This window comes from Aggregatibacter actinomycetemcomitans DSM 8324 (assembly GCF_000372365.1).
Lineage (GTDB): Bacteria > Pseudomonadota > Gammaproteobacteria > Enterobacterales > Pasteurellaceae > Aggregatibacter > Aggregatibacter actinomycetemcomitans.
Map to the genome: position 1 here is coordinate 22,263 of NZ_AQUU01000009.1, position 12,771 is coordinate 35,033.

Genomic DNA, 12,771 nt, shown 5'->3' on the forward strand with positions numbered 1-12,771 from the left:
TGGTTTAATGCCTGCCGATTTTATTTTCGAACAGTATTTTTAGAGGATTATATGGCTGAGAGTTTTAGCGTCACACGTCGTTTTTTCGATGACAAAAATTACCCGCGCGGCTTCGCCCGTCACGGCGACTACACCATCAAAGAAGCACAGGCTTTAGAGCAATACGGACAAGCATTCCGTGCTTTGGATTCAGGCGAGCGTAAACCTGCAACGGCAGAAGAAAAAGCCTTCGTGGCGTTCTGTCGCGGTAAACGTGAAGCGGAAACCTTCTTTGAGAAAACCTGGAATAAATATCGCAGCCATATTTCTGCCAGCAAACGCCTCTACACCTTATCCGGCGTGGTGGGTGTAGATAATCTGGACGACTACTCGGCAGACTAATCACGCAATAACAATCAGAAGGCTTGGGATTCCGAGCCTTTTGTTTTACCGCCAACCCGATGAGTGCCTATGCTTAATTTACCCGTTGAACGTTACTCCGCGCTACTTGCAGAAAAGCAGAAAAAACTGACCGCACTTTTCGCCCCGTTTAATGCCCCCGAATTACAGGTTTTTGCCTCACCGACACAGCATTTCCGTATGCGTGCGGAATTTCGTATTTGGCATGAACAGGACGATTTCTATCACATCATGTTCGATCAGCAAAGCAAGCAACGTTATCGGGTGGATTGTTTTCCCATTGCCAACGAATTGGTTAACCGCATGATGACGGCATTATTACCATTGCTGAAGCAACAAATAGTGTTGCACCACAAACTGTTCCAAATCGATTATCTCAGCACCCAAAGCCAACAGATTATCGTCAGTTTGCTGTATCACAAAACCTTGGACGACGCCTGGCAAACCGCCGCGCGAACCTTACGTTCACAGCTTCACCAGCAAGGTTTCAACGTACAACTTATCGGGCGCGCCAGTAAGCAAAAAATCTGCCTGGAACAGGATTATGTGGACGAAATCCTCAGCGTGCACGGCAAGCAGTACATTTATCGCCAAGTGGAAAACAGTTTCATCCAGCCGAACGCGGCAGTGAATAGCAAAATGCTGGAATGGGCGGTGGATTGCACCCGCAACAGCCACGGGGATTTGCTGGAACTGTACTGCGGCAACGGCAATTTTTCCATCACCTTGGCGCAAAATTTCCGCCAAGTCCTCGCCACGGAAATCGCCAAACCGTCGGTGGCAGCAGCGCAATTTAATATCGCCGCCAACAAGGTGGAAAATTTACAGATTATACGTATGTCCGCCGAAGAATTCACCCAAGCCATGCAAGGCGTGCGCGCGTTTAACCGGCTCAAAGGCATTGATTTGACCGCCTACCAATGCAACACGATTTTCGTCGATCCGCCGCGCGCCGGATTGGATAACGAAACCCTGAAATTAGTGCAGCAGTACGAGCGTGTTTTGTACATTTCCTGCAACCCGCACACCCTGTGCGACAATCTGCAAATCCTCTGCCAAACCCACCGCATTGAAAAAGCCGCGCTGTTCGATCAATTTCCTTATACGGAACACATGGAAGCGGGCGTGTGGTTGGTGAGGAAGTCATAACATGAACATCCAGCTCCTCTGTGAAACAAAAACACCGGAAAAACCAACCGCACTTTTTACCGACGCCGGTTTAACGCATGATCCGCATAGTCCCTTGGCGTTGGTGTGGACGGAAGCGGACGGCGTGGAACGCCTGGAATTACGCAAACTGGACGAACCGAAACTTGGCGCGGTGTTTGTGGATTTTGTCGGCGGCGCCATGGCGCATCGGCGCAAATTCGGCGGAGGACGCGGCGAAGCGGTGGCAAAAGCGGTGGGCGTTAAACAAGACAAACTCCCCACCGTCATCGACGCCACCGCGGGATTGGGGCGCGATGCCTTTGTGCTGGCGACGCTCGGTTGCCAAGTAAAGTTGGTTGAACGCCACCCGGTGGTTCGCCTGTTACTGCAAGACGGTTTGCAACGCGCTTATGCCGACGAAGAAATCGGCAGCTGGATGCAACGCAATATGCAGCTGTTGCCTTATCAACACATCAATGAACTCAACCCGGAAACGGATTGCGCTGATGTGGTGTATCTTGACCCCATGTACCCGCACAAAACCAAAAGCGCGTTAGTCAAAAAAGAAATGCGCGTCTTCCAACACCTCGTAGGCGCCGATTTAGATGCCGATGAGCTGCTCGCGCCCGCGTTACAACTTGCCCGTCAACGGGTGGTGGTCAAACGCCCGGACTACGCCGATTTTCTCGCCCGAAAAACACCGCACTTTTCCCGCGAAACCAAAAACCATCGCTTTGATGTGTATGTGAAACATGGGTAGGTGGATTTTTATTGATATATAGGTGTTTCCCAACTATTCCGTTGCTATATTAAGATAAGCCGATTTAACAAAATCGGAGATTGATTTTCTTATGAATAAAGCCTCTAAAACAATTTGGGTGACACAATACCGTTTTGCCCCAACAACTCGACAAACGAACAATTTACCGGTTATGTGCTTGGTTTAATGTCGGACAGGGAAAGTTATCAACAAGCTGTTGAAACGTTTCTATCGACACAAAATTTATCCGGGCATTTTCAACTTGCGGCGCTACCTATTCAAACTTGGTTTACCCGACATGGCTTTTCTGCCCCGTTATGGCGATTAGCACAGCAAATATCGCCGGAAAACCCGATAATTTTATTCTGGGAAAATGCGTTATCGGTTGAAGCCATCGCCGAAGATACCGAATATCTTGTGCAGGAATCAGTTACATTTGAGCCTTTCCTTGATATTTTTAGTAAGAACGCATTACCTGATATTTTGAAAAAAGGCTTTTTCGCCGAATTAATCGGTTTAGATGAACGACATTTTTTAACGGATAAAGAGGAAATACCACTTCAGTTACAACAAACAGGTAAACATTATTATGCAGTAATTGACACCTCAAAAGTTGTTGCTTATCCCTCCGCCTTAAAAGGTTCGGGACAAATAGCTAATCTCTATAAGGGAAAAACAGGCGAAACATTAGAAGATGCAGCACCCTATTTATTTGAATTCGATCCCGGCAATAGCGGGAGCATTATGTTCCTGCAAAAATTATTCAGGAAAATGGAAAGTCGGGTTTTAAGCCACTGGGAAACTAATCCTGTCATTTTTATCCGTAGTGATAAGGATTTTGATATGGTTTATCACCATCTCAGAAAATTTACACACCTGTATAACCCTGAAGAAGAAATATGGTATTTCTTCCGTTTTTACGACCCAAAAGTGCTAAGCGCCTGCTTGCCATATGATGAACGTCAACCGGCAGACCGTCGAATGGAGCATATTACATCGGTATTTAATAAAGCCACCGCCATTTTTGGTGACGCTAGGCGATCTCCAACAGGTTTTAAATATCATTATATAATTTTCATCTTATTTGGTTCCCTAACTCCCAGAATAAGATGGTTTTTTTATCTTACTCCCCATACAATAGCTCTTTCCCTTAGTAGTCGTTTTTTATTAAAGCTGTGGATATGTTATACAATGTATTTTCAGCGTCTACAAAAAACCTATATTAAGACATAGGGATTTAGTAGGACTTACAGAAACCTGTTGACATAGATACGATTTATAAAACTATTAAAAACCAATTAGTTAATTTTAAAGTGTATGATTTTAGAAGATAATTTAACCCAACATACTCCCATGATGAAACAATATCTGCAACTTAAAGCAGAGAATCCGGATATTTTGTTATTTTATCGTATGGGCGATTTTTACGAGCTATTTTACGACGATGCAAAACGCGCCTCCGCCTTGTTGGATATTTCCCTGACCAAGCGCGGGCAATCCGCCGGACAGCCGATTCCTATGGCGGGCGTGCCTTATCATGCGGTGGAAGGCTATTTGGCGAAATTGGTGCAACTGGGTGAGTCGGTGGCGATTTGCGAGCAGGTCGGCGATCCGAATACCGCAAAAGGCCCTGTAGAACGCCAAATCGTGCGCATTGTCACACCGGGCACCGTGAGCGATGAAGCCCTCTTGCCGGAACGGCAGGATAATCTTATTGCCGCCGTGTATCAGGAAAAAGATCATTTCGGTTTAGCCACGCTGGATATGACCTCCGGCCGTTTTCAAGTGTGCGAGCCGCAATCCCCAGCAGATTTACAAACTGAATTACAACGCATTGCGCCGGTGGAATTGCTTTATTGTGAAGATTTTGCCGATTTTCAGCTAATTGAGCACGCCAAAGGTTTGCGTCGCCGTCCTATTTGGGAATTTGAGCTGAAAACCGCTATTCAACAGCTTTGCCATCAATTTAATACCAAGGATTTACGCGGCTTCGGCGTGGAAAAAGCGATTTTAGGCTTATGCGCCGCCGGTTGTTTATTGCAGTACGCGCGCGAAACTCAACGCACCGCGTTGCCGCATATTCAGAGCATTTATCTGGTTCAACACAGCGAAAACATTCAACTGGACGCCGCAACCCGTCGCAACTTGGAACTCACCCAAAATCTGTCGGGGGGCACGGAAAATACGCTGGCAGCGGTGTTAGATAAATGCGTTACGCCAATGGGAAGCCGCTTGCTCAAACGTTGGATTCACCAACCGATTTGCGATGTGGCGAAACTCATGCAACGCCAACAGGCCATCGGTACGATTTTAGAACAGGATTTAGCGGCGGATTTGCAACCCTATTTACAACAGGTGGGCGACATGGAACGCATTCTGGCGCGCGTGGCGTTACGCACCGTCCGCCCGCGTGATTTAACCCGTTTACGCACCGCTTTGGAGCAGATTCCTTATATTAAAAATCTGTTGGCTGAAAAAACGTCCGCCAAAATGACTGCACTTTACCAACAACTGGGTGATTTTTCCGTGCAATTCGATCTCTTACAACGGGCGATCATTGAAAGCCCACCGGTCTTAATTCGCGACGGTGGTGTTATCGCGCCGGGCTATCATGCGGAATTGGATGAATGGCGTGCGTTAGCTGATGGTGCCACCCGTTATTTAGAAGAATTGGAACAGCGTGAGCGGGAAAGCACGGGGATTGATTCGCTAAAAATCGGTTTCAATGCGGTGCACGGCTATTACATTCAAATCAGTCAAGGACAGGCGCACAAAGCGCCGATTCATTATGTGCGTCGCCAAACCCTGAAAAATGCCGAACGCTATATTATTCCCGAACTTAAAACCTATGAAGATAAAGTGCTGAAGGCAAAAGGCGCTTCCTTGGCGTTGGAAAAACAACTATATGATGAAATCTTTGCTCAATTGTTACCGCACTTAAGCCGTCTGCAACTAGCCGGTTTAGCATTAGCCGAATTAGATGTGCTGACCAACTTAGCGGAGCGGGCGGAGAATTTGAATTATGTGGCGCCGACGTTCTCAGAACAAACCGGCATTCATATTCAAAACGGACGCCATCCGGTGGTAGAACAAGTGCTGAAAGAACCGTTTATCGCCAACCCGACGGAGCTTACCGAACAGCAACATTTCCTCATCATTACCGGGCCGAACATGGGCGGTAAAAGCACCTATATGCGCCAAACTGCATTGATTACGCTGATGGCGTACATGGGCAGTTTTGTACCGGCGGACAGCGCCGTTATCGGGCCGATTGATCGCATTTTTACCCGCATCGGTGCCTCCGATGATTTGGCTTCCGGACGCTCAACCTTTATGGTAGAAATGACGGAAATGGCGAATATTTTGCATCAGGCAACGGAGAAAAGTTTGGTGTTAATTGATGAAATCGGGCGTGGAACCTCCACTTATGATGGGTTGTCTCTGGCTTGGGCATGTGCCGAGTGGCTGGCGAAAAAAATCCGTTCACTGACCCTGTTCGCCACGCACTATTTTGAATTAACTATTCTACCGGAACAAGTCAATGGTATCGGCAACATTCACTTGGATGCCATGGAACACAACGACACCATCGCATTTATGCACGCCGTTCAGCATGGCGCCGCAAGCAAAAGCTATGGCTTGGCAGTGGCGGCTTTAGCCGGTGTTCCGCAACAAGTGATCAAGTTAGCGAAGCAAAAACTTGCCCAACTGGAAAAATTGTCAAACCAAAACACCAATCAGCAAATTCAAGATCTGCGTTTATTGAACCAACGCCAAGGTGAGTTAGCTTTTGAAAGTGCAGAAGATGAGAATAAAGATATGCTGTTGCATATGTTACAAGAATTGGATCCTGACGAATTAAGCCCGAAACAGGCATTGGCTTATTTATATCAGCTGAAAAAAATGGTGAAAAATTAAAATATGCAAAAAATAAACCGCACTTGTCGTCTGCGGCCTAAAAGTTGAATAGCACAACTAACCAATTAAGGTACGCAGCACACGTGCGGTTTTATTTTATCGCTATTTTTTCAGTATCACTCGGCACAGTAGACAAAAAATCTAACATACCTCCGCAGTACCAAGCTGCATAGCGGTATTGGCCACATAATTTTCTCGGTGGTTTTTAGCCAAGTATTTCTTCAATAAACCGGGCGATGCCGTCGCTATCATTTGAACCGATAACCCGTTTTGCCTGTGCTTTTACGGCATCTTCTGCGTTTCCCATGGCAACGCTGAGTCCTACGGCGGTAAGCATACTGATGTCGTTATGATTGTCGCCGAAGGCGATAACGTTTTGCGGATTAATATTCCATAACTTTAATAAATCAAGCAGACGTGCACCTTTACTGTTGCCGTTGTTGGCAACATCCACGCGATCAATCCATGACCATTCACAGCTGAACTCCGATTCAGGCAAGGATTTGACCGCACTTTCCATAGCCTGACGATCAGGCGAGCTAATCACGAATTTCCAGATATTTTCTTTCGAGTTATTAATAATTACCTTGAAATCCGTTACCAGACGTACGTCTGGGCGCACGGCAGGCGGGCAGCTCATTGCCCATTGGGTGAATTTTTCCATGTGCGGATTTAAGCGGGTGTAGTTCATGGCATCGCGGCTATACATCAGCAAGTGGGTGTCGAATTGATCTGCAATGTCGAGCACTTTATGGCATTGTGCGGCGGAAAGCGGGTTGGCGAATTTCACTTCATCGGTTTGTGGGTAGTAAAGGTAAGTTCCGTTGCAGCAAATAATCGGCGTGTCCAAGTTCACTTCATGATAATAAGGTTTGACGGCGGTGTGATGACGCCCGGTGACAAAAACTACTTTCATGCCTTGTTTTCGTGCCAGTTGAATGGCGTGTTTGCTAGCGGGAAGAATACTGCCTTGACGGTTTAGCAAAGTACCGTCAAGATCAAACGCGATAACCTGGTATATCATAAGATGTCCTGTGTGCAGTAAGTAATGTAAAACGGAACGATCGCCGTAGTATAGAGCGAAGCATGAAAGAAACGCAAGGCGAGCAGGGAATATTATCTCAATTATTCCGTCACAATGAAAAAATTCGATACCGAACCTGAACCAAGTATCGGGATACAGAGACCCGGCATAGCCTGCTTAATTTATCTTTATTTTTTAGGCAAGGAAACGCCCTATAACCTGCCCGCCAACAATAATCCATGTCATTAATATTGAAGTTAAAAAAACGCCTAAATACACATAACCTGTTTTTAAATAACACCAATGGCTAATTAAAATCAACACAATAAATTGTGGAATAATCACTGATAACATCATCATCCAGCGACCACCGAATTGTGGAAGTCCAATTAAATCAAAGCCCGGTCCCAATTGCATAAAATCCGGTATAAAGTGAAATAACCATAAAAGTACCAATCCACTTACCGCGAAAAAGCTCGTTTTAATTGTCCAGCCAATCAAGGTTATTGTGAAATTTTTTGCCTGTTTCATACGCATTTGTACAGTGACAACTAACCCATTAAATGAGTAAAAGAAGAATAAAATAAATAACCAGTAAATCGGAAACAAAGCAAAGCGCTCTGGTGTAAGAGGTTTAAATGCCGGCCATAAAAAGCGCAATTCAACTTGCCAGTAAGAATGAACGACATAGGCAATCCCATACAAATAACTAACTAATATGGCAGCTAAAATCAAATAGAGCCCGATTAATTGAGAGGTCGTTATATTTGGTTTGCCAGCTAAAATACCAAATTCCTGCCAAGAAATAGATTTTTTATGGGACCATAGAAAGAATAAGAGATAATTAACAATTGCACTGACGACTAACCATAAGACAATTCCATTTCCCATCTCCAATGGCATGAAAGAAATCATTGATGCAATAGGTTCATTAGCGCCTCCCCATTGCGTGAACAATGGATACAATATCATTGTCGCAATAATATTGCACATAGCGAAATGAACCCATTTACCTGAAGGCAATTCAACTTTTCTTGACGGCATTTGTGTCACGGCAGAGAAATAAGGATTCTTCAGTAAGCCTGCCGCTAAACATAACGCAGAAATAACCGCAAAAGATAACGCAAATAATCCTGCAATCTCTTTATACCAATATGTCTGTTGTTCAGGTTCAATCCAATCGGCATCTTGTTGTCCTTGTTGTAAAGCTTGATTAAACCATAAAATTGCCTCTTTATTGGTATGTGATGAAACCATCACACCTAAATGAGTACCCTCTACTAAAGCCGCTCGTCTTGCTGAACCGTCAGTAAAGTTTCCATAAGTATGATCCCATTGTAAACCACCACTTTTTTCCAATGAAAATGCTTTTAGACGGTTGGTATTTTTAGCTAACTCTTTAACCGGAAAAGATTTTTCACGATAACCGGCTATTTCCTCATACAATCCCTGAGTAAGGAGATAATTATGGAGACCGGGATCTCCACCGTTACTACTTTGACCATTTATCGCTTTGTGATCAGGATTTAACTGAGCGACACGAATAGCATTTAAGGCACCTGTTGAATGACCAAAAATACCTAATCGCCGACTATCTACAAAAGGTAAAGATTTCAAATATTGATAACCATTATTTGCACCACTCATATTTTTATTTGACGCAGGTAATTTAGTTGAATAGCCATGACCAAAATGATCAATTGCAAGAACAACGAAACCACGTTTTGCTAATTCCAATGCCCCAAAAGTATTGGTTGCTTCTTTATCGCTTTGATAGCCATGCAATGCCAATAAGCCGGGTTTAGGTGTTTTATCTGTTGCAGATTGTGGGCGATACAATTTTGCCACCATTGGCTGTTGTTCTTCTGTCATAAAGGATATGGTAGAGATCTCAAGCTGACCAAAATCTCGTTCAACTAAAGCGGCTACATAAGCGCTTATGAACGTGAAAATTAAAAATAAACCACCCCACACAAAACTTTTTCTTATCATCTTATTTACCTTTTTATATTTTCAAATCACATTGATTTTTAATACTTTTAATCAAAAACTTCAGCAATACAAGTGACTTGACTTGAATCTAAACCAACAATTCTGAGTGGGGCATTAAAGAATTGTTTGATTCGAGCGTTCCTCGGCAATTCGGACAAATGCATATCTTCAATTACCGTAGTGAATTTACCTGTGTAATAGCCTAAAATAGCCCGATGGCAATTTCGAGGATTTTCCACAGCAGGGACTTTGGCGGAAGGCGATCCTAAAGACAGAAAATCAATTCCTACGCCCTTTAGATTAGGAAAATTTTCAGATAAATATTTACCCGCACTTGTTGCAATGTAAGGACCTTCATTTTGGTAGCGAACCGGATCCTCTGTTCTGTACTTTTCAAATCCTGTCCTCAAAAAAGCAAAGGATACATTTTTTAATGTATCTGCATAAGGTACTAAATCTTCCTGCGTAATACCTTCTGCATCACTTTTTGGGATTTCTAACAATGCTGCTTTTTTATGGCAAAAATACTCAATTGGTAACTCATTAATGCTCAATCCGTCTTTGACAAAATGACGAGGTGCATCCATATGTGTACCGCAGTGATTAGGCAACTCCGTTATGAAGCTGCTAAATGGCGCATTATCACTCACAACATCGGTACAGCGAGTCACTTTTACCGTCGGCTCTCCCGGCCACACTAAATCATTAGGATCTAAAGGGTGTGATAGATATATAAACATAATGGATTCTCCTTAATTTAGTGACGTTTTTGCTGCAATAGCCAACTTATTACCTCTGGACTATTGAAGACGGCTTCCCAAGTATTATGGGCATTATTTAAAATTCCGTTATCTCCTGCTCTTTCTGTACTAAATTCGGTATACCTAACATTTTTAGCATTTAATTCATTAACCAAAATCTGATAATTGATACGTGAACCTTTCACCGGAGAAATTTGATCTTCCTTGCTATGAAAAAACCACATAGGTACATTTTTAATGGGTGCTAAATTTATGCTATTGGCATTTCCATCCAACCATTCTATTGTGTGCGCTTCTCTTCCGCTGGCTAATAATGCACCAGCGAAAAAATTTGGTCGCATTAATAAAAGATTTAATACCCCCTCTGAACCACGGGATAAACCAATTAAATAGATACGTTTTTCATCAATAGCAGGATTTTGTTGTACTGTTTCATCTATCATTTTTAATACTAAGTTAGCGCGATTTCTAGTTTGCCAATGAATACCGCCTTTTTGTCCATGATTCTTATCATCAAAAGGATCAAAAATAGTGTTATATTGCGGAGCAAGAACAAAACCGGGTTCATATTGAAGTGTTGATATAGCACCTTTATTGGAAATGATATGGGCTATATTGTCACTGCCAACCTGACCTGAACCATGTAAGAAAATAGTGAGAGGATATTTTTTATGCTCAGTTAAATGAGGACGATAGAAACGATATTTCAAAAGGTTATTTTCATTTAGCGCAACAACCTGTTCAGAAAAATCATCAATAAATAAAGTTCTAACGTTCTTTCTTTCTGCATTTTGAATAACTTCATTTCGATCAATAGTCTTGCCATTAGAAAGTTTCACATATCCTATTTGCTTAATTTTATAAACTAATTTTTCGTCATAATATTGTGGGATTTTTGTTGACTGAACTTTTTCGATCTCAATGATATGACCTGATTGATCTTTTGCTCTAAACTTCATAGGGTTCTTATTATCAATAATAAGTGAGTATAAATTAGCGTTAGTATCTCTATCATCGAATTCAATAATGACAAACTTCCCTGATTTAGCCTGCGGAGTTTTCTCCGGTAAATTATTTACATATGCACGAATTATGGTTCGAGGTTGTTCTTGCCGTTCTAACAACGTAAAAACTTGGTATGTATTTCTTAAATCACTGCTTGATAAAACATAATCCTCGTACTCTAAGGCCAAACCGGTAATTTTTTGCCCTGAAGAAGTCACTTCAGCAAGTAATATTATATTGATTGGTTTTCCTTCTTTAGGAGTATCATCTTGCGCCAAAATACCAAGATCCGTAATTAATAATAAAAATGCAATTAATATTTTTCTTAACATAAAATGTTTCCTTACTTTTAAATGTTAAATAAAGAACCACATCAAACTAATAATTAAGAATGCAATACTTCCGTATATCGTGGTAAGAATAGTCCAGGTTTTTAATCCGTCAGCGACAGAGATCCCAAAGAACTTTGTCCATACCCAGAATAGGCTGTCGTTCACATGCGACAATGTCATAGAACCGGCCCCCATAGCTGCTGTAATTAATGCGATTCGCACTCCGCTATATCCGGCAGTAGTAATAATAGGCGATAGAATTGTTGCAGTAGTAATAATTGCCACTGTCGCAGAACCTTGTGCTGCGCGTAATAATGCTGCTAGCACAAAACCTAATGTAAGAACATGTAATCCGGTGCCGGATAGTACCTCAGCCAATGCCTTTCCTACACCACTTGCATCTAAAACTTTACCAAACATCCCGCCGGCACCTGTAATTAAGATAATCCCGGCAATTGGTGCCAAAGATGAGTTAAGAATTTCTTCTAACTTTTCTTTATTCCAGCCACGACGTAAGCCTAATACATAAGAAGAAACACAAACAGCCAGCAATAAGGCGAACGGTGAGCTTCCGACCATACTAAAAATTTCACGGATTATATGTTCTTTTGGTAAAGTTACTGCTGTGATCGTGCCCAACATAATTAATACGAGCGGAAACACAATTATGCTTAAAACCGTGCCGAATTTAGGTAATCCGGAAGCATCATGAGATAGCTGTTTTTGATATTGAATTAAATCTGCTGAAGTTGGTATATGAATAAATGTGCGATTTGTGAAAAAGGGAATAAACAATTGCCCGAGTAAATAAGCAGGTAATGCAGCGCATAAACCAATACCAAGAACAAAACCTATATCGGCATTTAATACTTGAGCACCGGCGACAACCCCCGGATGCGGTGGTAACATCACATGTACCATCAACATGGAAAGACCAATAGGTAAAGCATAAACAAGCATATTTCCGCCAAGTCTTCGTGCCACACTGAAAATGATCGGTAGTAATACGATAAAACCAACATCAACAAACACCGGAATCCCGAAAATGAATCCTGTTGCGCCTAAAGCAAAGGCGGCGTGTTTTTCACCAAATTTATCCAATAGCCAGGCAGCGAGAACATCGGCACCATTCGATTTTTCAATAATCTTTCCAAGCATAGCTCCCAATCCAACGATTAAAGCGACATTTCCCAGTGTTCCTCCCATTCCGCTTACTAAGGTTGGGATGACTTTATTCGTTGGGATGCCGGCACTTAATGCAACGGTAATACTAACAAGCCCAAGAGCAATAAAAGGATGTACTTTCCCTTTAATCATAATGGTTAACAGTGCTGCAACGCTCGTTATGCCAATTAGAATAAGTATTTCATTAGACATACAAAACTCCTTAGCTATGGATATAAAAAGGGCGGTCAATTTTCATGACGTTTT

At 42.7% G+C, this 12,771-nt stretch carries 10 protein-coding genes; 5 read left to right on the forward strand and 5 right to left on the reverse strand.

Annotation, left to right across the window (positions count from 1 at the left end; translation table 11 throughout):
* Positions 1-51 precede the first annotated feature (51 nt).
* The 5 genes from A3CS_RS0106200 (at position 52) to mutS (ending at position 6,226) form a co-directional block, all read left to right on the forward strand.
* Positions 52-381 (forward strand): MaoP family protein, encoded by a 330-nt coding sequence (locus A3CS_RS0106200; RefSeq protein ID WP_005538181.1) that lies wholly within the window; start codon positions 52-54, stop codon positions 379-381.
* A gap of 69 nt (positions 382-450) precedes the next feature.
* Positions 451-1,548, forward strand: coding sequence for a tRNA (uridine(54)-C5)-methyltransferase TrmA (gene trmA / locus A3CS_RS0106205; RefSeq protein WP_005575773.1), 1,098 nt, complete (start codon positions 451-453; stop codon positions 1,546-1,548).
* Position 1,549: 1 nt separating this feature from the next.
* Positions 1,550-2,308, forward strand: coding sequence for a class I SAM-dependent methyltransferase (locus A3CS_RS0106210; RefSeq protein WP_005547753.1), 759 nt, complete (start codon positions 1,550-1,552; stop codon positions 2,306-2,308).
* Positions 2,309-2,422: 114 nt separating this feature from the next.
* Positions 2,423-3,541, forward strand: a complete 1,119-nt coding sequence (locus A3CS_RS0106215; RefSeq protein ID WP_005547751.1) for a DUF4123 domain-containing protein — start codon at positions 2,423-2,425, stop codon at positions 3,539-3,541.
* An 84-nt stretch (positions 3,542-3,625) separates the two neighbouring features.
* Positions 3,626-6,226: a DNA mismatch repair protein MutS gene (mutS, locus tag A3CS_RS0106220; protein WP_005588806.1), complete on the forward strand. Its 2,601-nt coding sequence runs from the start codon at positions 3,626-3,628 to the stop codon at positions 6,224-6,226.
* Between the two features lie 205 nt (positions 6,227-6,431).
* Here the strand turns inward: mutS and A3CS_RS0106225 are convergent, their stop codons facing one another.
* From A3CS_RS0106225 to A3CS_RS0106245, 5 genes are all read right to left on the reverse strand, one after another.
* Positions 6,432-7,250 carry a pyridoxal phosphatase gene (locus A3CS_RS0106225; RefSeq protein WP_019518333.1) on the reverse strand — a complete coding sequence of 273 codons (819 nt, stop codon included), beginning with the start codon at positions 7,248-7,250 and terminating at the stop codon, positions 6,432-6,434.
* A 195-nt stretch (positions 7,251-7,445) separates the two neighbouring features.
* A complete protein-coding gene (locus A3CS_RS0106230; RefSeq protein ID WP_005547745.1) occupies positions 7,446-9,242 on the reverse strand; it encodes an alpha/beta hydrolase in 1,797 nt (598 codons plus the stop codon).
* 47 nt (positions 9,243-9,289) lie between these two features.
* Positions 9,290-9,982, reverse strand: coding sequence for a cyclase family protein (locus A3CS_RS0106235; RefSeq protein WP_005575783.1), 693 nt, complete (start codon positions 9,980-9,982; stop codon positions 9,290-9,292).
* Positions 9,983-9,999: 17 nt separating this feature from the next.
* The gene (locus A3CS_RS0106240; protein ID WP_005575784.1) at positions 10,000-11,340 is read right to left on the reverse strand and encodes a phospholipase; all 1,341 of its coding nucleotides are present in this window, start codon (positions 11,338-11,340) and stop codon (positions 10,000-10,002) included.
* A gap of 24 nt (positions 11,341-11,364) precedes the next feature.
* Complete coding sequence (locus A3CS_RS0106245) at positions 11,365-12,717, reverse strand: GntT/GntP/DsdX family permease (RefSeq protein ID WP_005547737.1); 1,353 nt, start codon at positions 12,715-12,717, stop codon at positions 11,365-11,367.
* Positions 12,718-12,771 lie beyond the last annotated feature (54 nt).